This is a genomic window from Cronobacter sp. EKM101R (genome assembly GCF_963888145.1).
In the GTDB taxonomy this organism is placed as follows: domain Bacteria; phylum Pseudomonadota; class Gammaproteobacteria; order Enterobacterales; family Enterobacteriaceae; genus Cronobacter; species Cronobacter turicensis.
Genome location: NZ_CAWPHW010000012.1, coordinates 24,503 through 46,551 on the forward strand (window position 1 = coordinate 24,503; position 22,049 = coordinate 46,551).

Sequence of the window (22,049 nt, forward strand, 5' to 3'; positions counted from 1 at the left end):
GGCGCAGAATGAAAATACGTTTGATTAAAAATCCGCGTTATCTGGAGAACGGGAATATCGACTGTGAGGTCTTTTTTGACGGTCTGGCGCAGCCGGTACCCTTTACAGCCGGTGCTGATGATACTGAGGCAACCGGACAGCAAATCTGGAGGGAGTTACAAAGCGGAAAATGGGGAGAGCCAGCACCGTTTAGCGTTACGTCGGAAATGACAGAAGCCGCACGTGATGAAAAACGCCGCGAAATTGAGGCATGGCGCGCAAAACAGGAAGCGCAGCCATTCACGTTTGAATGGGGCGGACGCGTGTGGAACGGCGGGCCGGATTCACTGGCGCGCATCGTACCCGCGGCGATGGCGGCGAAAGAGGGGGCGTCAGGGGAAACACTGGGTTGGGGCGATGCTTCCAACCGCGTGGTGAGTCTGACGATTGTACAATTGCAGGATCTGGCCACAGCAATGGCGCAGGTACAGATGGAGCGTAACGCCGATATTTATCGGCGACAGCGCGACATGAAAGACCATCTTGCAGGGCTGGAGGATTTGAACGCGATAAGAGCATTTAGCGTTGAGTAACAGGCCGCCATGAGCGGTTTTTTTGTGCCTGGAAAACGAAGCCCCAGCTGCTGTAACAGCTGGGGCTTCTTGTTTGCGGCAGATTTAAAATAGTAGGGCGTATGACGCCGAGAGCAGCAAATATTGCAGGGAGCATACTGGCGGTTGCAGCGCTGATTGGGGCTGCGGGTTTCGCGGTGGCGCGATAGTCTATACCTGCAAATGAAAAATTTCCTGGCTATGGCTTCGGTCAGGACTTTTTGACTTTAAAATCCTTCCCCAAAACTACTGATAACTCTATGTAATGTAGAGATAATTATAAGGCCTGTTTATGCTGAATTTTGTATGTTTTATGAGTGTTTTTACCATACATATCAGTGGATTAACACGTTTTAGATTATATACTGTTACGTCATATGGAATGGTTCGAAGCGGCTGACCTTATCGTGAAAGGTATGGAAGGCGCTATCAACAACAAGACCGTGACCTATGACTTCGAACGCCTGATGGAAGGCGCTAAGCTGCTGAAATGCTCAGAGTTTGGCGACGCTATCATCGCGAACATGTAATCTATTTTATGGGTTACATAAGGACGGGAGCCGAAGGGCTCCCGTTTTTTTTGCCTGAAAACGCTCTCTCACCACCTTGCCTGTGAATCGTTTTTCTGGGAAGCGGGCAGCGCATCGCCAGGATGCTTGAGACGGCAGGAACCAAAAACGCGCCGTGAGTAAACAGCGAGGCGCTGATGCCACTGATGGACGAATTCAACCGGCAGGGCCGGGAAGCGCTTTATTTGTAGGGCAGGGCATTCAGTCGTTGTACAAATGAAGCGGGAGATGCTTTTGCCGTGTTACACATCACGGCTGGATAATGTGCCGCTCACGCAGGCATGTTAAAAGCGATCTCTTCAGGATGTAATGCGATTTACGTCCGCTTTGAGCAAGAAGCGGACGTTTTAATCATGGCAAACTGAAGAAAGTTTGACTCAGCATTCGCGCTGGGCCCGGTTTTGGGTAATCCAACGCTCTATTTTCATCCTGCTTTCATCGGTTGCTGGATTGAAGAGCATCATTGTCAGATCCGGCCTCCCTTCGACAGAAAAGGTGCAAAACTCCAGCGCAATTGTCCCGATTTGCGGGTGATGTAGCATTTTTAACCCTTCCCCATGCCCGGCAACATCGTTGTTACGCCACAGGCGGGCGAAGTCAGAGCTTTGAGCGGATAGCTCCTCAACCAGCTGAGCGATTTCCTCTGACGCACCAAGGCGCGCGGCATCCGCCCGAAAGGCATTGACGATGAGCCGGGCCAGGCCCTCCCAGTCGTGCTGCATCTCCAGGGCCTCCGGGTCGGTAAACAGCAGGCGCAGAATATTTCGCCGCGCGGGCGGCAACAGTGCGTAGTCCTTCAGCACAACCGCCGCCGGGTGATTCCAGGCCACTACATCCCAGATGGCGGTTTTGATAATCGCCGGAATCGTCAGGCTTTCCAGCACGCGTTGCAGCCGTGGGGTTATGCTGCCGGACGGACTTACCCGGCTTTCCGGCGGATGGCCAAACGCAAGAATAAACAGATGATCGCGTTCGGGAGATGTAAGCCGCAGCCCGTCAGCAATGCGGTTCAGCACCTCGCGCGAGGGGGCTCCCCCGCGGCCCTGCTCAAGCCAGGTATACCAGGTCGGGCTGATATTGGCGAGCTGAGCCACCTCTTCGCGGCGCAGGCCCGGCGTACGGCGGCGGCCGGGCAAAAAACCAAACGAAGCCGGGTCAAGTCCCAGACGGCGAGCCCTTAAAAAATCACCCAGAGGATTTTCAGAAAGCAGAGTCATAAATTAGCCTGTTAGTGTTTATACACTGATAACGTCACTACTTTAATAGTAAAAGATCCGTGCTTACGCTGTTGCAGTAAATTACTCAGGAGACAGACTATGCGTATTTTTGTAACGGGTGCGACGGGTTTTATCGGCTCACGTGTAGTATCAGCCCTTCTGGCACGCGGCCATCAGGTGACTGGGCTTGTGCGTTCAGAAGAAGCAGCCCGGCAGTTAGCCGATAAGGGCGTTACTGCCCAGCGCGGAACTCTGGAAGATCCCCGGGCGTGGGTTGCAGGCATCGACCTGTGCGATGCCGTGATCCACACCGCCTTCGATCATGATTTCACCCGTTTTGTGGAAAATTGCGAAAAAGATCGCCGAGTGATTGGCACTATTGGCTCTGTGTTGCAGGGCAGCCAGCGCCCGCTGCTTATCACCTCCGGCACCGGGATGGGTGATGACGGCAGCGGCCAGCCCGCTCTGGAGCAGAATTTCAACCCGGCACATCCTAACCCACGTGTAGCCTCTGAGCTGGAGGGTTCTCAGCTACTGGAATCCGGGATTGATGTACGCGTTGTGCGTTTGCCCCAGGTTCACAACACCGAACGCCAGGGGTTAATCAGCTATTACATCTCTCTTGCCAGAGAAAAAGGTGCGGCAGCTTACATTGGCGAAGGTAAAAACGCCTGGTGTGCGGCACACGTGGATGACGTGGCCGGGCTGTATGTAAAAGTGCTTGAGCAAGGCGAACGTGGCGAACGGTATCATGCGGTAGCGGAGGAAAGCATTGCCTCATGGCTGATTGCGCAAACCGTGGCGACAGGCCTGGATATCCCTGCTGTTTCGCTGACATCAGAACAGGCCGCAGAGCATTTCGGCTGGTTCGCCGCTTTCACAATGATGGATATGCGTGCCAGCGGTGCATGGACACGCCAGCAGCTCGACTGGCAGCCCAAAGGACCGGGGCTTATTGATGATCTGAGCAGAATGAGTTTCTCAGGCCAGCCTTAGACCCAGCGCCGGGTAGCGGCTTTCGCCTTACGCGTCCCTGACGATTGCGCATCGCTGCATGGACAGGCAAGTGAGTGAATGATGGCCGGTTAAAACCGACATCTATAGGCAAAGCCTGTTATTACGGCGGCGCCGACACGCCCGTTTCTGGCACAGAACAGATATTATCAACACCATACAAGTGTCTCTGATTTCCGCACAGTCAGGAACAATGTGATATCTGGATGCCGTATGGCGTGACGGCCACCGATACCAGATGGCGGGCGTTATGATGGGTGACTTATTCAGACAGGGCGTGGCGCGGTTTGACGAGAACGCGCCGCGCGTGAACAGCGAGGCGCTGATGTCACTGATGGACAAACTCAACCAGCAGGGGCGGGGAACTCTGTATTTTGCAGGGCAGGGCATCCAACAGGCATGGCAAATGAAGCGTGAGATGCTGTCGCCGTGTTATACGACGCTACTGGCTGATGTACCGACCGTGCGGTCATGGTAAAAGTGATCTGCTAAAGAATTAATACGACCAAACGTCCGCTTTGAGCGAAAAGCGGTCCTTTAATCCATTGTGTATCAGATGCAGGACTAACACTGGCATGTGATAATCAACCGGGGATAGGTGATAGGTCATCGCATCCGCTCAGGTAATGGCGATGTGATTCTACGTTGTGAGAAATGTACAAAGATATTTGGTGTTAAAAAATGACGGAAATGGACGATGACTTTTTAGAATATGATCTGGACTGGTTTTTATCCAGCCAGGAAGGGTACTTGGCGCATTTTGCAACAGCAGGCCTGGGGCCGGTTCCTGAAAGGATCAAAGCATCTGTCGAGGACTATAATTTTATTCTTGATTATATTTACTCACTGGAACCTTTGTCAGAGGTCTATGTGATAGAAGGCAATCTGCCTGCATTTTCTGATGAAAATCAACGATCTTGCTATCTGCGCTCATTTGTTGAGATGTCAAGTAAAGGGTTGTTCAGCTACGACTATGAACAAGGTGGATATAAATTAATTTCGAAACCCAAAACGCCATTGAAATATGAAACATTGCCAAATGAAGTGAAAGGCGTGATTTATATTGCAGATGGAGAAATAGACTTATAGATATGATGTGCTGATGCGACCTGTGCTCAATTTTTTGACACACAATAGCCCTAGAAAGATCCGCTTCTGGCACGTAGCGGAAGGTATCGACATTCTACAGATCTCTCGGCATCCCGCGCTGTCTGGAAAGAGGGCTACCATCAAGGTTAACGTATTTGTTATCCAGCTCGTTTGACTGACGCACTGAGCACAGGGGCGAAGCCGCGCGAAGCTTGTGTCACTCCCCCATGGTTCGCAAAACAAGCTTAACGAGATTTTTCAGACACAGTAGTAGCCGAAATATCCATGTATTTTTTGAATGCAGCGTCACGTTTTACCCCTCTCGGATCTGATAAGAAAGGGAGCCTTAACCGTGGTGTATCGGATACTGTGACAGTCCAGAGATAATCACCCATAAATCTGAAGTTGATACGATTTGCTGTAATAGATAACGCCTCAAAAATTCCTGTGGAGTACTCATTGCCCACAGAAACAATCTCTTTGATACCCTCATAAAGATCAATGAGAGCGATAGTTAGCGATTCTTCGAAGATAACGTCGTCAGTCAGAAAAAGAACATAACGCTGTTCATTGATCTGAACAGATGCTTCAAGTATCTCCCCATGTACAATAATACCTGTGATATTTCCATTGAGTAATAGTACAGAATGAGCCTGTGATAAATCGGTCGCTTCCCGAACTTTCATTAGCGATACTGAATTAACCTGTTGCATAATCAATTCCATAAACGATCCATTTCCCAGGCAGCAAGTGCACCACCAACGAAGGCGCCTGTAAGTACACATGCAGGAGCGCCAGGCCCACACATCAATCCCGCCATCGCTCCACCTGCGGCTGCACCAGCAATACCCGCACTGTTTATGGCCAGTTGCCTTCCTGACTCCGAAATTTTATCGTCTGCGTTATAGATCTCGTAAACAGAAATAGCAATTGAAAGCACGATGAGGCCATTTCCTAAACGCGAAAGTTGCATCGGTTCAAGCAGCATTGCGTTTATACAAGATTCCCTTTCAAGCACGTGGGACGCTTTACTTAGCGTAGTCACATATTAAGCACTTTATATCGTTGCTTTTGTGACGGAACACAGCTGAATTCCTGCCCCGACTTGCCTGGCAGGTTGCGTCCTGTGCAGAGCACGCCAGTGGTGACGCATCGGGTCATTTAATATAAGAAAATCCTGTGCCAGTAAAACACAGGATTTCTGCTTTAAATAAGGGTAGTCGGGGAGGGCGTCCCGGCAAAAATACAGAGATAATCAGGTGCGTCGGGAGTATGGTTAAACGCAGACGGCGTCAATAAAAGAAGGCATTATGTTTGCGCCAGTACAGCGCCGCCGGGCGTAAACGTTCTGTACGGGACAGAGCGAAGAATACTCTCAGAAGGAACTTATTATGAAGCTCGCGGCTATTTCGGATATTCACGGTAACCTACTGGCGCTGGAGGCGGTGCTGGAGGATATTGAAAAACATAATGTCGACGTTATTGTCAACCTTGGCGATATCCTCTCCGGCGGGTTATTCCCCGCAGAAACGGCTGACAGACTTTTACCGCTCAATTTTCCCACTATCAGAGGGAACCATGAACGGCAGCTGCTTGAAACTACGCCTGAGAAAATGGGGTTATCGGACCGCCACGCGTACCGCCATCTCTCGCCAGAACACCTGGAATGGCTGCGCAAAATGCCAGCCGGGCTGACCCTGCATAACGACATTCTGTTGGTCCATGGAACGCCAGGTAATGACAAGGAATATCTCCTTGAAGAAGTGACGGCGTCAGGCGTTCGGGAATCTTCTCATGCAAGGATTTATGAACATATTAAGCATCATAACGCCTCTCTTATTCTCTGTGGCCACACGCATATTCCCCGCAGTGTTGAGATTTCTTCAACGTGCCTGATTGTAAATCCGGGGAGCGTTGGTTTACAGGCGTATGATGACGAGCATCCTTTCTTTCATAAAATGGAAGCGGGTTCACCGCATGCCCGCTATGCGATCCTGGAAAAGCGGGCTAATCAATGGACGGTGAATTTCCGCAAGGTCGTTTACGACTGGGAAAAGGCTGCCCGACACGCGCTGGAAAACGATCGCCCGGACTGGGTGAATGCGTTAAGAATCGGAAAAATGTGAGTATAGAGATTATTCGCATGCCCTGATGGGGGCAGTAAGAGCGGCGCTAAGGTGCTGGACTATTTAGCGGTGGGTGAGACCCGCGAATTGCTGCAATAACAGTCCGCTTTGTGCGCAAAAGGGGCGTGAACGCATAAAGGCGGGACGATAATTATCATCAGGCGGGCAAAATGATAATCATCGTCCATGACGTTTCTCGTTCAGCCTGACGGTTAGCGAACCAAAACGACATTACCATCGATAATGGAAAAATAAGGGTTGTACACGAAGACCACTTCCCCTTCGCTATTTTTAAACATCAGCGGAGAATTCTGGAAGAATCCGGCAGCCAGTCGGAAAAGACGCCCACCGCGATAACGCATCAGGCGATAGTCTTGCCATTCAATGTCCACCGGGGTCAGCTGTGGGTCACTCACATGTTGTGGAAAATCAGTGGAAAGGAAAATCATATCCGGCGTGGTGCCTTCCGCCTGAGCCATCTCTTCATTCGAAATTTTCGCTGTGCGTTTCAGGCCTTTCACATCGCGGCGTTTTATCTGCATCCAGATATCTTCATAAGCCTTACGAATTTTCGGCAGATCGTTCTCCGTTACCGGCGTCGCATTCACCCATGACCACTCAGGCAGACGGTCAAGTGTAATGACACCCTTCATTTTATATAACCCGTAATCATCATCTGATGGGGTGTAACCTTCAAACGTCTTCGTACCGGTCGCATAAATAACCGTATTGGCCGCGCTTATCTCTTTTTTATCATTCACCGTCAGGCTGTAGTCGGCCAGTTTAATGCTGTTGTCAGTGGTGTCACCGGTGATGGTCACCTGGCATGCGGAGTCAGCCCACAGCGTCTGCGGTTGTTTCACATCCTGCGGCCCCATTAATAACTCAATATCGTTATTACCGTTTTCCAGAAAGGCGGTCATATTAAAGCCCGCGGCGATCGTGCCGTCATCGTCCGTGGTATTGTCAAACGCGGGCAGATCATTAGCCCGCAAAAGGCAGGTGCTTTTACTGGATTTGAACGAGAAAAGATATTTCACATGAGGCACGTCTTGCGCCTTAGCGGAAAACGTTGTCAGAAAAATCGCACTGACAATAAGACTACGGAGCAGGTCTCCGCCAGGTTTATTTTTCTTGCTCAGCTCTGCCATGAATAATACATTCCTTTTCAGCCTTGTTGCTTATATCCACGTTGCAACATGGTGGGTTCGTTTACCGGTGCCTTCACGTTGCGCATCAACCCCGTCAACGCGCTTCGGTTTCAGGCAGCGATTCTAACGTAATTCGTCTTAATGAAACATGCTGTTGCGGATGCGACAGACCACCAGATCTCAATGTCAGCAAAGGGCAGCCTTTCGCGGGTGGAGAGTGAAAGCGATGCAGGCGGATACGTAATCACTCACACCATAATGACCGTTTCTTCTAACCAGCCCGGCAGATTTTCACGGTACCATTCTCGATAAATCATCAGACATGCGATCTTCCTTAATCATGGGCCGGTAAATATTTCCTGTTGCGGATGAATATAGCCCCAACAGGATGCGATGCTGCTGATGACATTCATCTTAAGTGACGATGAAGCGGCTGTTAATCCCTGGAGGAATGCGCCGCTCAGCTGAAAGAATAAACCAGCCGGGTACATCCCGTTACCCGGCTGTGGCGGGAGGAACATGCTAACGGCGATGCCGCGGCACTGTATGTTCCAGTCCCCTAAACCCATTTCTCTCTGTCAGTTAACTTTAAAGATGTCCACCGTTTGCTTAAGCAAATGAGACTGCTCTTTTAGCGACAGCGCGGCGGTGGAGGCCTCCTCAACGAGCGCGGCGTTCTGCTGCGTTACCGCATCCATCTGCGTCACCGCAATATTAATCTGTTCAATGCCGCGGCTCTGCTCGCCGGTGGAGAGCGCCAGTTCAGACATTAACACCGACACCTGATTAATAGAGTTGATGATGGCTTTCATGCTTTCACCCGCCCGGGTCACTTTTTCGCTGCCGGACGAAATATGGGTGCCGGACTGCTCAATCAGCTCTTTGATCTCCTTCGCCGCAGCGGAGGAACGCTGCGCCAGATTGCGTACTTCGCTCGCCACCACCGCAAATCCGCGGCCCTGTTCGCCTGCGCGCGCCGCCTCTACAGCCGCATTGAGCGCCAGAATATTGGTCTGGAAGGCAATGCCCTCGATGATCCCGGTAATGGAATCGATACGTCTGGCGCTCGATTCAATCTCCATCATGGATTCCACGGCTTCTGCTACTATCTGATTCCCTTCCTGCGCTGAATCACGCATGGAGCCGGCGAGCTGATCCGCATTGTGGGTATTCTCAGACGTATGCTTCACGGTGGACGTCAGCTGCTCCATGCTGGCCGCAGTTTCGCCCAGTGAGGCGGCCTGTTCTTCGGTGCGGGCGGAGAGATCGATGTTGCCAGCGGCGATTTCGTCGGCCGCGAGGGCGACGCTGTCGCTGGAATCGCGAACCTGAATGATGATTTCGCGCAGCGACTGGCGCATTTGCTCAAGCGCGGTGAGCATCTTGCCGATTTCATCCCCGGAATGAGAAATAATCGGATCCTGTAAATCCCCTTCCGCCATTTTCTGACAGTGCGTATGGGCGATGTCTAACGGCTTGAGAATACGGCGTTGGATCAGAATGAACGTTGCAATGAGGATCAAAACAAAGATAAGGGTAAAGCCGCCCAGCAGGGTCACGCTAAAGGTAAATTGATCCTGTGCGTCCAGATTAAGCTTATGGGCGTAATCTTCACGGAACGCGAGTAATTTCAGTAATTCGTTTTCAAACTGATAATCCAGCGCAGGCACGGTAAAGCTGGCAAGCTGATTAAATCGCTCAACGTCATTATTCATTGCGGCATCCATCATCGGACGTAAACCGTTGTTGAGATAATTCTGCCAGGTTTGCTGATACGGGATTAAAATCTCTTCTTCGCCCGGCGCGCGTGGTGACGCCATGTAGGTGTCGAAGGTCTTCACCGCATGCTGCATAAATTCGTTAGCGCCTTCCAGCGAAGTTTGCGCCTGTGAGTTTTTGCCTAATGAATGATTAATCATGGCTTCCATCAGGCGCACACGGACCGTGCGGCTGTGGTTAATCGGGTCCACCACTGACAGCACGACGCGGATTTCTTTATCCACGCCATCCAGCGCCTGGTTACTGCGCATTAAAGACCACAGATTAGATAATGAACTGGCAAGAAAAATTAATATTAACGCGCCCAGTGTTATAAATGAAAAAAGCCTAACTGTCATAGTCATTTCTTTTACATCCATTTTCATACTCAACGATGCCTCTCCATCATGCGATATAAATAATTCAAGGCGTATATCGGCGGCATGAAATCGGCTTTTAGACGCCAGAAAAGTAAATAAAAGCAAAGAAATGCAGAGTGACGTTTGGGGTTGTTAATAAACCAGGCGGTGTGGCTATGATTATATTAAGAGAGTGGCGATTTTTTTAAGAAAATGTTTTCTGGTTTGCTTATCGTTAAGGGTTTTTTATGGGCTTGTGAAGCGATGTTTGGTCCTCAAGAGGGGAGGAATGTCCGGCCCTGTTTACTGAGGGGGCGTAGTGTTAGTCAGCTAATGAAATATCACGAACACCAGTATTAAAAGCACCAGATAACCGGCGCTTTTAACCGGATATGAAAAGAGAGCTTAGTATTGATTCGCTGGGGTTTGAGCGGATACAAATAAATGGTTGCAGGCGGGGCAGATGAGCGTTTTTTTCTTGTTGACGCGGGCGGAGCTGTGTTCAGATTTTTCGTTGCATTTCGGGCAGGTAACGCGGCTTAAGTAACTGTCTTGCGATTTTCTTTTATGAATAGCCATAAGTATCTTCTTTGATGTGAGGAGAGAGCACCTTACACACATCCACGGCCAATTGCCCGACATTTATTTTTTAATTGGGTATTGGCGTGTTTTTTATACAGGCTAAATCAGGCGGCTAACAGCAAGCCATCCCGATGAAGGGGCGCCGTGTTGCGTATATCACCGCGTTATGACGATTCTGGTAGTTTTACAGCGTCGGGCGGCGCGGTAATCTGAGCGCAGAAAAACAGGAGATCAGGGATGCAAAACCGCTACTTTACGCACTGGCGAAACACCTTACGCTGGGGTTACCGGTTGAGTATAAAACAACTGGTCGTCTTTATCGGGCGCAGCGTCATCGCGTACATTTTCCTGCTGGGGCTATGGCTGGCGGTGTTTCAGGCGATCGCGTTCACGCCGCTCATTGATTACCTCACGGCGGATATCATCACCACCGCCGGGGTGTGGGTAACGCGGGCCGCACAGGCGCTGGTGGGTATTCCCGTTATCCTGCACGCCATAAAATCTGTTATCTGGCTGTTTACTACCGCGCCGCACGGGCACAGCGGCGACACCAGTTATTATACCGACACCTCGCACCACCCCGGCACAAACCACTCATCGTATGACTCGACGGTAACGCATTCGCACGCGTCCCACCATAGCAGCTATTCCGACAGCTGTAGTTCAGACAGCGGCTCGGGCGGCGATTCCGGCAGTTGCAGTAGCGATTAAAAAAAGCCCGGTGCGTAGCCGGGCTTTTTTGGGCGTGATGCGAAGCGTCTTAAGGTTTTTATTACCGTTATGACTCATCACCATAATAGAGTGTGCCTATCTTAATGAGCGGTCGGCCCTGAGATTTTCGGTGCAGGTTAGAATCGCGCAGCGAATACACACAGCCGCAATATTCCTGCTGATAAAACCGCTCACGCTTGCTGATTTCAATCATCCGCGCCGAGCCGCCCTGTTTACGCCAGTTATAATCCCAGTACACCATGCCTTCATAGGGTGCGGCGGCACGCTGCCCGCAGTCGTTAATTTGCTGCATGTTTTTCCAGCGCGAAATACCGAGCGAACTGCTGATCACCTTAAAGCCATTTTCATGCGCATAGAGCGCGGTACGCTCAAAGCGCATATCGAAGCACATGGTGCAGCGCACGCCGCGCTCCGGCTCCCACTCCATCCCTCTGGCGCGCTCGAACCAGTTATCGGTGTCGTAATCGGCGTCGACAAAAGGAATGCCGTGCTGTTCTGCAAAGCGGATATTTTCCTCTTTGCGCAGCAGATATTCCTTCTGGGGATGAATATTGGGATTATAGAAAAAGATGGTGTAGTCGATACCGGAAGCCTGGAGCGCTTCCATCACTTCACCCGAACAGGGGGCGCAGCAGGAGTGCAGTAGCAGTTTTTGTTCCTGATTCGGCAGCGTAAGCGTGGGCCTGACAAACGCGTTCATTATTACCTCGTCCAGTGTTGTCATCAGATAAACCTTAACAATATTTCGCGCAGGACGCACGTCGTCGCGCCGTTTATAGCGCGGGCGTCCGTTACGAAAGCGCCAGCGGTGGCCGGGAGTAATGAAATTACGCAGCGTAAAAAATAGCGTCGCGCTTTAAAGGGCAGTGGAAAATATATTTTTTTAAAACGAATAAACGACACGGTTATCTTTTTAAACGCGCCCGGGAATTTATTTTGAGATGAGGCTGGCAATAAACGCGCGCATGAACTAGCGGTTACCATTTCATTTTACTAAATATATAGTTTTGTAAAAGGCGCAGTATTGCTTGCTTAAAAAATCAGGGCGTGCGTTAATGAACTCCTCGGTTTGATACGCAGAACCCGTGTGCAGTGGTTGGTACGAGTCCTCCACTTCAGTAGTGCTCATCTCCAGACGTTATCCTTCGATATCTCTTCTTTTGAGTTTCCTCTTAAGCACTGAATATTTCTGTCATGCAAACCATTTTTCGCCGCAAGGCTCAAGTATAAAGGTATTACAATATGGCTAACAGAATGAATGGTTCAGTGAAATGGTTTAACGCGGATAAAGGTTTTGGTTTTATCGCACCAACGGACGGCAGCAAAGATGTTTTCGTCCACTTTTCCGCAATCCAGAGCGATAATTTTCGCACGCTGACCGAAGGCCAGCAGGTTGAATTCTCGGTTGAAAACGGCGCTAAAGGCCCGTCAGCCGTGAATGTGGTGGCGCTTTAAAGACAACATGATCGCTGCAGGTTTGCATTTCAAGTGTCCTGCGTGTCATGGCTCGCAGTATCGTACTTCGCGTTTCGACGTGACCGACAAAAATCCGCACGGCGCAAAATGTATATTTTGTAAATCTGCCATGCTGGTTGGGATCGCGGCGGCCGAACGTTACGACAGTTATGCGATGATGCATTCGGAAACGAATACGCACCGCTAAAAAACACCCCCATTCAGTAAAAAAAGCCCGCTTGCGGGCTTTTTCTTTTTCTCTTTCCGGCATAAAAGCAAGACAGCGCAGGGCAGGCGTAAATAAAAACGCGACGCCTCAGCGCCGCGTTACCCTTTTTCTGAACTCAGTGCTTACGGGCCAGCAGTTGTTCCACCACGGCGCGGGCTGCCGTGATTTTTTGCGCCCGCTCCGGGTCGCTGTTGACGCCCGCTTCAAGGCCTGCGAAATGGTGGCGGGCATTATCAACCACCCGTTCTTTCAGCACGGCGGGCACTTCTTCCAGTAATGACTGGAACAGAATTTCATACGCCAGGATGCGCGTCTGGAGTTTTTCAATAATTTCGTCAATCGAGCCCGTCATTTGTACCTCTTCTGGTGAGTGCGTCGGCGCTACGTTTCACTTTAGCCGCTTGACCGGTCGTTGGCGAGGGGGGAGGCGAGAAAAGCGTCCCGCGCTCGCAGGCCAGGCTACACTTTTTCTTTGTCCCATGGAAATGAGGAAAGCTTAATGCCTGACAATCGCCATCCCGACAGACCGCTTGCAGACGATAACGAGCATCACGGCTTGCCCGAAGATGCGCCGAATACGATAAACCCGTGGGAAGAAGACGACCTGCCTGAAAAAGAGGAGCCGCACGGGCGGGAATCGCTGCACGACGCGTGGCGCAAGGCGCCCTGACTTTTACGCACGCTATTAGCCGCCTGCGGGCGGCTTCATTTTTTGCGCTCGCTCTCCTTTTTGTTACCTGCCGAAATTTTGTTGTCGCATCCCCCCTCTACTTTTTCCAAAACCTGCCGATAACGATTTAAACCAAATTCAGGCACAAGGAGTGCCTGAAACCAGGCACCAGCGCGTTATCCCTTCGCCGCATGAGCCATCACACATAAGCGTACCTTTGAGGTAAATATGGATAACTTCCAGAAAGATATCGATGAGAGGGCGAATCTCGCTTTATCGAACAAATTCGAACTGCTTCTCTTCCGGCTGGGATCTGCGAGTGAAGAGGAGAAACCTGAGCTGTATGGTATTAACGTTTTCAAACTGCGCGAAATCGTGCCCATGCCGACCATTACTAAAGCCGCAGGCATGCAGGCGCCGCTGCTCGGCATGGCCAACATCCGCGGACAGATCATTCCTGTCGTCGATCTGCCGGCGGTCGCAGGCTGTAAACCGACGACCGGGCTGAATCTGCTGCTGGTGACGGAATATGCGCGCAGCACCCAGGCGTTTGCCGTGGAATCGGTCGAAAACATTATCCGTCTCGACTGGAGCCAGGTGCATACGGCGGAGTCGGGCGTCAGCTCACGCAACATCACCAGCATCGCGCGCCTCGACAGCGACAACCAGAGCAATGAGCTGGCGCTGGTGCTGGACGTTGAACAGATCCTTTATGACATCATCCCGTCGGTGCGCGACGGTCAGCCGAATACCGTGATGCAGGAGCGCAGCTTCAAACTGAAGCCCGGCGCGGTTGCTATCGTGGCGGAAGATTCCAAAGTGGCGCGCTCGATGCTGGAGCACGGTCTTAAAAGCATGGGCATCCCGGCGCTTATGCATACCACGGGCCTTGAGGCCTGGGAAAAGATCAAGCTGATGGCGAAAGAAGCGCAGGCGGAAGGCCAGTCAATTACCGATAAAATCGCAATGGTGCTGACCGACCTCGAAATGCCTGAGATGGACGGTTTTACGCTGACGCGTAACATTAAAATGGATGCCAACCTGAAGAAAATTCCGGTGGTGATCCACTCGTCGCTCTCCGGCAGCGCCAACGAAGATCACGTGCGTAAAGTCGGTGCGGATGGTTACGTGGCGAAGTTTGAAATCAACGAACTTTCCGCCGCTATCCAGCGCGTGCTCGACAAAGCGGCGAGCTGACGGCCAGGCTCCGGCTATGGCGGGGCCTGCGCTTTTCAGACAGACGGTAAGCGTACCGCGCCTGCGAAGGCTTTCTGGTCAGCTACACTTAATGTGTTAACTCTGATGGATACAGGAGGTCATCATGTTTTTTGGTTTCGGATACTTCGGTGAATCGCAAAAAGAGCAGGCTTTTCGCTTACAGGCTGAAGAGCAGGGGGGCGGTACGCCGGGCCCGGAAGGGGAAGTGACGCGCAAGCGTGACGACAGCGATGACGACGAGAAAGGGCCGTATCGCTCGGAAGACGACGCAAAATAAAAAAACCGCCGACAGGCGGTTTTTTAATGGGCGCAAGGGGTCAGCGAAGCTTATCTTCCGCCTCTTCCAGCACCGCCTGCGCATGGTTGCGAATCAGCGCAAAACGTGAGGCGAGCCCGGCGCGGGCGGCAGGTACTTCATCAGGCGTAACCCGACAATATCCGCGCCCAGGCTGAAGCTCATGCGCCACGGCGGCCTCAAGCTGCGGATGCGCTTCCAGTGCCGCTTCGAGAGGGCGGTAGTCGAGCGGCAGAAAACGCCCGTCATCCCGAAAGCTGCGATACGGGGCTGATAGCCCGCAGGCGGCAATATCCATTACCAGTCCCGGAACCCGCGCGACGATAGCGTCCATCCTGCCAAGTCTCGCCAGCGCGCAGGCGGCCCAGCTGCGGTCGCTGTTGTCCGCGTTCTTGTCATCCAGCAGCCCGCAGAGCGCGGTGATGGCCTCATCCGTGGCGTCGTTAATTTCGGCGATAAGTTTGCAGGCGTTCCAGCGCTCGCCTGGCGCATCGCCGCGCACTACCGCCGCCAGCGGCGCCACGGCAGGGTGCCCGATAGCTTTCAGCAGTTCGTCATACTCTTCATACAGCGTGCCCCGGACGACGCCGAGCGCCAGTGGCACCAGCTCGCGAAGCTGCGCTTCGAGGGGCAGGGCGGTCAGACGGCGGCGCTCTTTTTCGTCGGCGTCATACTGCGGAAAATGACGCAGCAGCTGCGCGCGGGTGAGGCTCAGCGGGACCAGCTCACCGGCGTCGTCTTCGGCGATAATAATAAAATGCTTATCCACCACGCCTTCACGGATGAGTTGCTGACGCGCCTTTTTAGCGGCCTTCGGGAAGCGGCGCATAAAGTGGTCGTAAGTTTTCTCCCACACCGTAAAGGTGCCGTCGCGCGCTGCGAAATCTCCGCACTTCTGCGCCAGACTTTCAGCGAGCTCATCTGGTTCGATGTTGTAAGGCAGATCTGCCGAAGACCAGCGCAGGCTCTCGGTTAGCGATTCTGACGATGAAGTCTCGCCCTGCGCCTGATATTCCGCCACGCGCCGCGCGAGACTTTCCTCAGTCCCCACCGCGATGCAGGGCCAGTACAGGACGGACCCGTCGCCATAAAAAGCATGGAAGGTGGCGCCGTAAAGACGCTCGTGCGGGTGCTGTTGATGCACGGTGCGAACCGCAGCGACCATCATCGTGACGGCAGCCTCTTCAAGGGCCTGCCAGTCGAAAGCCTGTTGTGCCATGCGTTTTCCTTGTGGGCGATGCAAAACCTGACGCAGTCTACCAGGATGACGGCGGGCGGGTAAGCTGCGCAAACCTGGGGGAACGCCATAAAAAAAGCGGCCAGAAGGCCGCCTGAGCATTACTGCGCGTTCAGCGCGCGCCACTGCTCCGCCAGAGAATCCAGCAGCTCGTAGCGTTTGCGGTACTCTGAGCGTTTTTTGCTGGCGACCTCTTCCAGCGGCTTGCGGGCTGCCGTGAGCGGCAACGTGAAGCAGCGTGCGCCACGCCGTTCGCCGCCAATCGATTCCCAGAACTCATCGTAACTGGCAAAAAAATGCCGCCCTTTGCTGAAGCGATAGCGCAGCCCGCGAAAGACATGGCCGTTATTGCTTACTGCGTCGAAATGCGTCATGTCATGCTGCTGAATCATCAGCCAGAGCACTTCCATCAGCAGACGTTTCGGGAAAACGCCGTAACTGGCTTTCGTTGCATCACGAATAGCTTCATGCGGTACGCTTCTGCGCGGGCCCTGCAGGCCGCCAATAGCGATGCCATAGCCGGCGGCGTCGCGCACCACGCTGAACGTCAGGCTGGCGAGCAGGACGTCGTCGCAGTGCAGCCACAGAGTGCTTTCGCCTTCGCGTTCTGCTTTGTGTGCGGATGAAGCGCTTATCACGACGGTTTTATCTTTCGCCGCAAGGGTAAACAGCGGCTGCGGGCTGGTGGCGCAAAGCGCATCGGCAAGACGCGGTGCCGCCTCATCGCGAATAAACGCATAGTTATTAATGATAGCGCTGGCGCGTGCGCCCGCGCTTAACCCCAGACGCAGATAGTGGCGATGAATTTTGCCCGGCAGCGTTTTCTGTACACTCAGCAGTTGCTCAAAGCGCGGGTTGGTGGCAAGCGCATCCATAAAGCGCAGCGTGGCGGGCAGATAGATACAGCTTCGCAACGCGAATTTCAGACGATAGCTTTTTTTCTGCCATAATCCGCCGGGCATCAGCTCGCCGGTGGTAAGGGCTTTAATAAGATCCATGCCGCTGCGCGAGGCGGGCGCAGCGTGAGAAGTGATGACCGACATAAGAAAAACCTTAGATACCGCGAATCACCGAAGTATATCGGGCAAGCGCAACGGCTTTTTAAACGGCAGCTCAATGCAAAGTAATCAGGCAAATCTTAGGAGGGGGAAGGGCTGTGGTGAAAAAAACACCCCGCAGAAACTGAGGAGAGCATCAAGGGCTGTCGTTATACGCCGCACGGACAGGGCAATTGCCCGTACTGCGCTTTCATGGTGCCGCAAGCCGCTCCTGTAGCGGGGTAAGATGAGGCTAAACATTGCAGTTATGTGGGTCATCACAATAACAGCGCCAGCTTAACGAAAAAGCGAAGCGAGAGGATGAAGAAAATATGGAGATTCGCCAGCAAAATGGGCGGTTTTTTGATCCAGAAATCTTTACATCGCGACATAAGAATGTTCTGATCTGCGCGTGAGATCTATTGTTTATTGCGAACGCGGAAAGACCATGCAACAACTCAAGCCAGGCGCTCTCGCCATTATTATCGGCGCCCGTACCGCTGCCGGACGGGAGAATATCGGTAAATCTGTTGAACTCTTCAGCCTCTGCCAGCCGGGCGAGCGGTTTATTAATCCCGTGACCGGTTTTATGACCGAACTGCCAAAAGCCTGCGCCCGCCCGCTGTGGCTGGTTACCGGCGATGTCGTGGCCGCCGACGGCCAGACTGGCTTCGCCTTTGTGCGCGCCGAACACCTGATGCCGCTGGACGGCCAGCTGCTGCCGCTCGAAGAAACGGCGCTTCTTCTCGACTAAGGCTTTTCAGCCAGTTCTCTGAGCCACGCCGCCAGGATCTGCGCATGGTTCTGGCGTCTGTCTTTCGCGCCGTATAACAGCGTGAGCGTGCCTTTGCGGGCCATCGCCGCCAGACGCTCGCCTTCCGCCTGCTGTGCGGCCAGCTCTTCGCGGTAGCGCTCGCTAAAATGCGTGAAATCGATAACCTCGCCATGCAACGCCTTGCGAAGCGGGGTGGAGGGGGCCAGCGCTTTATTCCATTCGTCTAACGGCAGATCCGCTTTTTTTATGCCGCGCGGCCAGAGCCTGTCCACCAGCACCCGGTAGCCGTCCTGCGCGTCCGGTTCGTCATAAACCCGTTTAAGCGTAATCATGTTTGCCTCCTGGCGTATTGTTATGCACGACCAAATTATCCGCCTCGTGAACGTGGGAGGCAAACCGCGAGACGTGATTGCCCGAGACGTCTCGCAAAATTCCTGCGTGACGCACTGCTGATTTTGGGTGTTGTTAGCGGGCGCGCAGATCGGTATGCTGATGCTCCTTATGTTGTGCTTAATTCATTCAGGCATAAGGAAAACCCCATGGAAACCTCTCCGCTTACTTCCACCCTGCGTATTGCGCTGGTCGGCGACTACAACGCCGCGACGGTGGCGCATCAGGCGATCCCGCTTGCGATTGACGACGCCGCCGCCGTGCTGGAACTTACCGCCGATTACGACTGGCTTGCGACCAAAGACATTAAAAGCCCGGAAGATCTGGTGGGCTATGACGCTATCTGGGTCGTGCCTGGCAGCCCGTATGAAAACGAAGACGGCGCGTTTATCGCCATCCGCTACGCCCGTGAAAATGCGATTCCCTTCCTCGGCACCTGCGGCGGCTTTCAGCATGCGGTGATTGAATACGCCCGTAATGTCCTGGGCTGGAGTGATGCGAACCACGGCGAAACCGCCCAGAGCGGCAGGCTGGTGATTACGCCGCTCAGCTGTTCGCTGGTGGAGCAGACCGGTGAGGTTGAACTGCGCCCGCATACGCTTATCGCGCGCGCCTACGGGCGTGATGAAATTGTAGAGGCGTATCACTGTAACTTTGGCGTGGCGCCGGCGTTCGTTGAGGCGCTGAACGCGGACGCGCTGAAAGTTACCGGCTGGGATAACGACGGCGACGTGCGCGCCATTGAGCTGACTACCCATCCGTTCTTTGTGGCGACGCTGTTCCAGCACGAGCGCGGAGCGCTGGAAGGACGTCCGGTGCCGCTGGCGCGGGAATTCCTGCGCGCCGCTCGCCGCTAACTTATGGCGCGCCGATTTCCCGCGCGCGCCCGGCAAACCCGCCCGCGATGGCCATCACGACGGCAAGCGCGGCGCAGACCATTAACGGCAGGCTCCAGCTGTGCAACAGATCGTGGAGTCTGCCGATAGCGGGCGGCCCGCATGCTGCCAGCAGATACCCCACCGACTGCGCCATACCTGAGAGCGCCGCCGCCTGATGCGCGGAGCTGGCGCGCAGGCCGATAAACGTCAGGCCAAGGATCATCGTCGCGCCTGAGCCGAAACCGAAAATCACTACCCACCACGCCGCGAAATGCGGGAAAAACCACAGCCCGACGGGGCTTACGGCGCAGAGCAGCGCCGTCAGAATGGCGATGCCGCGTTGATCGCGAAGTCTTGCGAGCAGCAGCGGCACCGCAATGCCTGGTACGGCGGTGGCAAGCTGCATCAGGCCGTGCAGCGAACCAGCCTGCGCTTCGCTAAACCCGCCGCTTATCAGAATCGACGGCAGCCAGCCGATCACGATGTAATAGATAAGCGAGTTCACGCCCAGAAAGAGTGTGACCTGCCAGGCGAGCGCCGAGCGCCAGATGCCGCGACTGTGCGCCGCCGCATTGCCGCCGATGGCATCGTGCCGGCGCGCGCGCAGCTGCGGCAGCCAGAGGAGCAGGGCTATCACCGGGAAGACAATCAGGGCCAGCAGCGCGCCGCGCCAGCCGCCGCCAAGTGTCGCAACCGGCACCACCAGCGCCGAGCCTGCGGCTGCCGCAAGCCCCATCGTCAGCGAATACGCGCCCGTCAGTTTCGCCACGTTGCCTGGAAAATCGCGCTTGATCATGCCCGGCAACAGCACATTGCCGATGGCGATTCCGCAACCGATAAGCGCGGTGCCGGCAAAGAGCGCCGCCGCGCTGCCGCCAGCGCGCAGAAGAATCCCTGCGCTGATAAGCAGTAGCGCGCCGCCAAGGCTGCGCTCCATCCCGAAACGCCGGGCGCTACCCGCCGCCAGCGGCGACACCAGGGCGAAGGCGAGCAGCGGCAGCGTGGTAAGAAGCCCCGTCGCTGCGGTCGAGAGTGAAAAATCAAGGCGAATGGCGTCCAGCAAGGGGGCCGCGCCGGTAAAGGTCACGCGAAGGGTGGTGGCGATAGTCAGCAGGCCCGCCAGCAGCAGCCAGCCGCCGCGACGCGAAGCAATCTGGTTAGTCATTGATACCTCAGTGGGCGCGCAGGCTGCGTGGCGCTGCGCGAATACAACAGGTGAAAAAGCGTGTAAAACGCACGGCTACTGACGGCCAATCAGCAAAGAAACCAGCCCTGCGGCAATCAGCGGCCCGACCGGCACGCCACGAAAGAGCGCCACGCCAAGCACGGTGCCGACTAGCAGCCCGGCGACAATCGACGGCTGACTGCCCATTAACGCGACGCCCTTACCGCCAAGCCAGGAGACAAAAACGCCCACGGCGATAGCGACCAGCGATTTCCAGTTTAAAAACGCGTGGAACAGCGTCGAAGTGGGCAGGGTGCCGCTGGCGATGGGCGCCATCACGCTGATGGTCAGAATAATAATTCCGACGGTGACGCCCTGTTTTTCCACCCACGGAAACCAGGCGCTGAGCGGGGTCATACGAATCACAATCAACACCAGCACCGACACCGTAACGGCCAGGTTATGACTGACAAATCCAAGCCCGGCCAGCGCCAGCAGGATAAGCAGCGTGATATCAAACATGAAAAGCTCCTTGCCATAAAAGAAGACGCACGGCCTGTCGTCATGATTCTGCAATCAAAAGGCGGTATTAGTGGGAACAGTATCCCCTCTGATAGTGACGCGAGCCCCCCCGGAGAAACGATGAACGATCTTTTGTCGCCCGATGCGCTCTGGATAACGACGTTCTTTTTCGCCACCGCCGCCACGCTGGTTATTGCGGTGCGGTATCTGGAGCGGCGCTGGTAGACGGCGTGCGATGGAAGGCCACCAGAACCGGTTGCGCGAGGCGCAGATAGTCGGCGGTATCCATGATAATCGATTTTTCGAGCAGACCGGCGTTAAAGGCGATTTCGTCATGACGTTCGAATAACAGCGGGTCGGCCACCAGCTTGAGTTCCGGATGGAAACTGAACGGCGGAATGGCGCCAAAGACGCAGCGTGTGAGCGTATCGACTTCCGCCGGGCTGGCGAGCGAGGCTTTCGTGCCGCCGAGATGCTGCGCGAGCAGCGCAAGATCCGCCTGGAGATCGGCCCCGAGCACCGCCAGCACGACCTGCTTAATGCCGTTGCCTTTGACTTTGCACACCAGCGCTTTCGCGCCCTGGCTTAGCAGCGTACCGCGAATTTCCGATACCGCTTCGCATTTACCCACCGCCTCATGCTCCATCACACGAAAGCGCGCCTGGCCGTCGGTCAGTAAATCCACGAGTTGCTGATGAATATCCATACCTTTCATTTTTTCGCCTCGTTTCAGGATAAGGATTGCCACCTTACTGGCGCTTCGCTTATTTTGCAACGCCAGGAAATTTTCACAAAATAAAAGCAAATAAAATAAACAAGCTAGGGCAGTTTCTCACAGAAAATAAATTTCTGTCGTTTGGCTTACTTTGCAAAGCTGTATTAGAGTCATAAGAGTGCCTTATGAAGTCGGCGGCAGTCATAATGCGGGTGATAATACTTTGCTCTGACGCGTCGTAATAAGCGCAACGCCGGAATACGGCGAAACGGTTTC

26 protein-coding genes and 2 pseudogenes are annotated in these 22,049 nt (G+C 53.8%); 14 read left to right on the plus strand and 14 right to left on the minus strand.

Annotated features, from left to right (window positions below):
• Window positions 1–8: 8 nt before the first annotated feature.
• Together AACV31_RS08695 and AACV31_RS08700 are read left to right on the plus strand one after the other, a co-directional pair.
• Window positions 9–572, plus strand: coding sequence for a DUF4376 domain-containing protein (locus tag AACV31_RS08695; RefSeq protein ID WP_165153660.1), 564 nt, complete (start codon window positions 9–11; stop codon window positions 570–572).
• 380 nt (window positions 573–952) lie between these two features.
• A pseudogene (locus AACV31_RS08700) lies at window positions 953–1,120 on the plus strand (NADP-dependent isocitrate dehydrogenase); the annotation flags it as partial.
• A gap of 416 nt (window positions 1,121–1,536) precedes the next feature.
• On the opposite strand, the gene AACV31_RS08705 reads toward AACV31_RS08700, so the two are convergent.
• A complete protein-coding gene (locus AACV31_RS08705) occupies window positions 1,537–2,376 on the minus strand; it encodes a helix-turn-helix transcriptional regulator (protein ID WP_165153662.1) in 840 nt (279 codons plus the stop codon).
• 99 nt (window positions 2,377–2,475) lie between these two features.
• On the opposite strand from AACV31_RS08705, the gene AACV31_RS08710 reads away from it, so the two are divergent.
• The 3 genes and pseudogenes from AACV31_RS08710 to AACV31_RS08720 all read left to right on the plus strand — a co-directional run bounded on the left by AACV31_RS08710 (window position 2,476) and on the right by AACV31_RS08720 (window position 4,479).
• The gene (locus AACV31_RS08710; RefSeq protein WP_165153664.1) at window positions 2,476–3,372 is read left to right on the plus strand and encodes an SDR family oxidoreductase; all 897 of its coding nucleotides are present in this window, start codon (window positions 2,476–2,478) and stop codon (window positions 3,370–3,372) included.
• A gap of 220 nt (window positions 3,373–3,592) precedes the next feature.
• Window positions 3,593–3,868 (plus strand): annotated as a pseudogene (locus AACV31_RS08715) (DUF4113 domain-containing protein); the annotation flags it as partial.
• A 203-nt stretch (window positions 3,869–4,071) separates the two neighbouring features.
• Window positions 4,072–4,479 carry a hypothetical protein gene (locus tag AACV31_RS08720; RefSeq protein ID WP_237653229.1) on the plus strand — a complete coding sequence of 136 codons (408 nt, stop codon included), beginning with the start codon at window positions 4,072–4,074 and terminating at the stop codon, window positions 4,477–4,479.
• A gap of 245 nt (window positions 4,480–4,724) precedes the next feature.
• On the opposite strand, the gene AACV31_RS08725 is transcribed toward AACV31_RS08720, so the two are convergent.
• Both AACV31_RS08725 and AACV31_RS08730 read right to left on the minus strand, forming a co-directional pair.
• Window positions 4,725–5,192 (minus strand): hypothetical protein, encoded by a 468-nt coding sequence (locus AACV31_RS08725; protein ID WP_165153666.1) that lies wholly within the window; start codon window positions 5,190–5,192, stop codon window positions 4,725–4,727.
• Window positions 5,193–5,194: 2 nt separating this feature from the next.
• A complete protein-coding gene (locus tag AACV31_RS08730; RefSeq protein ID WP_185155273.1) occupies window positions 5,195–5,467 on the minus strand; it encodes a hypothetical protein in 273 nt (90 codons plus the stop codon).
• Between the two features lie 403 nt (window positions 5,468–5,870).
• On the opposite strand from AACV31_RS08730, the gene AACV31_RS08735 reads away from it, so the two are divergent.
• Entirely contained in the window at window positions 5,871–6,605 is a 735-nt protein-coding gene (locus tag AACV31_RS08735; RefSeq protein WP_105537418.1) for a metallophosphoesterase family protein, read from the plus strand.
• A gap of 212 nt (window positions 6,606–6,817) precedes the next feature.
• Here the strand turns inward: AACV31_RS08735 and AACV31_RS08740 are convergent, their stop codons facing one another.
• From AACV31_RS08740 to AACV31_RS08750, 3 genes are all read right to left on the minus strand, one after another.
• Window positions 6,818–7,756 carry an IdsF gene (locus AACV31_RS08740; RefSeq protein ID WP_255491225.1) on the minus strand — a complete coding sequence of 313 codons (939 nt, stop codon included), beginning with the start codon at window positions 7,754–7,756 and terminating at the stop codon, window positions 6,818–6,820.
• A gap of 578 nt (window positions 7,757–8,334) precedes the next feature.
• A complete protein-coding gene (locus AACV31_RS08745) occupies window positions 8,335–9,873 on the minus strand; it encodes a methyl-accepting chemotaxis protein (RefSeq protein ID WP_105537419.1) in 1,539 nt (512 codons plus the stop codon).
• Window positions 9,874–10,278: 405 nt separating this feature from the next.
• Window positions 10,279–10,452 carry a YnfU family zinc-binding protein gene (locus AACV31_RS08750; protein ID WP_007696555.1) on the minus strand — a complete coding sequence of 58 codons (174 nt, stop codon included), beginning with the start codon at window positions 10,450–10,452 and terminating at the stop codon, window positions 10,279–10,281.
• Between the two features lie 240 nt (window positions 10,453–10,692).
• Between AACV31_RS08750 and AACV31_RS08755 the strand changes: the two genes are divergently transcribed.
• Window positions 10,693–11,166 (plus strand): hypothetical protein, encoded by a 474-nt coding sequence (locus tag AACV31_RS08755; RefSeq protein ID WP_165153668.1) that lies wholly within the window; start codon window positions 10,693–10,695, stop codon window positions 11,164–11,166.
• Window positions 11,167–11,233: 67 nt separating this feature from the next.
• Here the strand turns inward: AACV31_RS08755 and AACV31_RS08760 are convergent, their stop codons facing one another.
• Window positions 11,234–11,887 (minus strand): epoxyqueuosine reductase QueH, encoded by a 654-nt coding sequence (locus tag AACV31_RS08760; protein WP_185155280.1) that lies wholly within the window; start codon window positions 11,885–11,887, stop codon window positions 11,234–11,236.
• A gap of 542 nt (window positions 11,888–12,429) precedes the next feature.
• Here AACV31_RS08760 and cspE point away from each other — a divergent pair.
• Window positions 12,430–12,642, plus strand: coding sequence for a transcription antiterminator/RNA stability regulator CspE (gene cspE, locus AACV31_RS08765; protein ID WP_007760255.1), 213 nt, complete (start codon window positions 12,430–12,432; stop codon window positions 12,640–12,642).
• Window positions 12,626–12,850, plus strand: coding sequence for a cold shock small protein YmcF (gene ymcF, locus AACV31_RS08770; protein ID WP_015740951.1), 225 nt, complete (start codon window positions 12,626–12,628; stop codon window positions 12,848–12,850). The genes cspE and ymcF overlap by 17 nt, the downstream gene beginning before the upstream one ends.
• A 136-nt stretch (window positions 12,851–12,986) precedes the next feature.
• Here ymcF and AACV31_RS08775 read toward each other — a convergent pair whose 3' ends face one another.
• A complete protein-coding gene (locus tag AACV31_RS08775; protein ID WP_004385763.1) occupies window positions 12,987–13,223 on the minus strand; it encodes a hypothetical protein in 237 nt (78 codons plus the stop codon).
• A 147-nt stretch (window positions 13,224–13,370) separates the two neighbouring features.
• On the opposite strand from AACV31_RS08775, the gene AACV31_RS08780 reads away from it, so the two are divergent.
• From AACV31_RS08780 to AACV31_RS08790, 3 genes are all read left to right on the plus strand, one after another.
• On the plus strand, window positions 13,371–13,541 hold the full coding sequence (locus AACV31_RS08780) for a hypothetical protein (RefSeq protein ID WP_007760256.1): 171 nt from the start codon (window positions 13,371–13,373) through the stop codon (window positions 13,539–13,541).
• 228 nt (window positions 13,542–13,769) lie between these two features.
• The gene (locus AACV31_RS08785; RefSeq protein WP_007760259.1) at window positions 13,770–14,738 is read left to right on the plus strand and encodes a chemotaxis protein; all 969 of its coding nucleotides are present in this window, start codon (window positions 13,770–13,772) and stop codon (window positions 14,736–14,738) included.
• Between the two features lie 124 nt (window positions 14,739–14,862).
• Window positions 14,863–15,036 (plus strand): hypothetical protein, encoded by a 174-nt coding sequence (locus AACV31_RS08790; protein WP_007670864.1) that lies wholly within the window; start codon window positions 14,863–14,865, stop codon window positions 15,034–15,036.
• A gap of 40 nt (window positions 15,037–15,076) precedes the next feature.
• Here AACV31_RS08790 and AACV31_RS08795 read toward each other — a convergent pair whose 3' ends face one another.
• Together AACV31_RS08795 and AACV31_RS08800 are read right to left on the minus strand one after the other, a co-directional pair.
• Entirely contained in the window at window positions 15,077–16,273 is a 1,197-nt protein-coding gene (locus AACV31_RS08795; RefSeq protein WP_165153670.1) for a DUF4303 domain-containing protein, read from the minus strand.
• Window positions 16,274–16,392: 119 nt separating this feature from the next.
• Window positions 16,393–17,334 (minus strand): VirK/YbjX family protein, encoded by a 942-nt coding sequence (locus AACV31_RS08800; RefSeq protein ID WP_165153672.1) that lies wholly within the window; start codon window positions 17,332–17,334, stop codon window positions 16,393–16,395.
• A 442-nt stretch (window positions 17,335–17,776) separates the two neighbouring features.
• Between AACV31_RS08800 and AACV31_RS08805 the strand changes: the two genes are divergently transcribed.
• The gene (locus AACV31_RS08805) at window positions 17,777–18,082 is read left to right on the plus strand and encodes a hypothetical protein (protein WP_165153674.1); all 306 of its coding nucleotides are present in this window, start codon (window positions 17,777–17,779) and stop codon (window positions 18,080–18,082) included.
• Here AACV31_RS08805 and AACV31_RS08810 read toward each other — a convergent pair.
• Window positions 18,079–18,435, minus strand: coding sequence for a DUF488 domain-containing protein (locus AACV31_RS08810; RefSeq protein ID WP_105537423.1), 357 nt, complete (start codon window positions 18,433–18,435; stop codon window positions 18,079–18,081). The genes AACV31_RS08805 and AACV31_RS08810 overlap by 4 nt on opposite strands.
• Window positions 18,436–18,642: 207 nt before the next feature.
• Between AACV31_RS08810 and AACV31_RS08815 the strand changes: the two genes are divergently transcribed.
• Window positions 18,643–19,350: a CTP synthase C-terminal region-related (seleno)protein gene (locus AACV31_RS08815; RefSeq protein ID WP_105596597.1), complete on the plus strand. Its 708-nt coding sequence runs from the start codon at window positions 18,643–18,645 to the stop codon at window positions 19,348–19,350.
• Window position 19,351: 1 nt separating this feature from the next.
• Here AACV31_RS08815 and AACV31_RS08820 read toward each other — a convergent pair whose 3' ends face one another.
• The 3 genes from AACV31_RS08820 to AACV31_RS08830 form a co-directional block, all read right to left on the minus strand.
• Window positions 19,352–20,536, minus strand: coding sequence for a CynX/NimT family MFS transporter (locus AACV31_RS08820; RefSeq protein ID WP_161588971.1), 1,185 nt, complete (start codon window positions 20,534–20,536; stop codon window positions 19,352–19,354).
• Between the two features lie 75 nt (window positions 20,537–20,611).
• Complete coding sequence (locus AACV31_RS08825) at window positions 20,612–21,058, minus strand: DUF441 domain-containing protein (RefSeq protein ID WP_007760274.1); 447 nt, start codon at window positions 21,056–21,058, stop codon at window positions 20,612–20,614.
• Between the two features lie 190 nt (window positions 21,059–21,248).
• Window positions 21,249–21,773, minus strand: a complete 525-nt coding sequence (locus AACV31_RS08830; protein WP_032806418.1) for a YbaK/prolyl-tRNA synthetase associated domain-containing protein — start codon at window positions 21,771–21,773, stop codon at window positions 21,249–21,251.
• Between the last annotated feature and the right edge of the window lie 276 nt (window positions 21,774–22,049).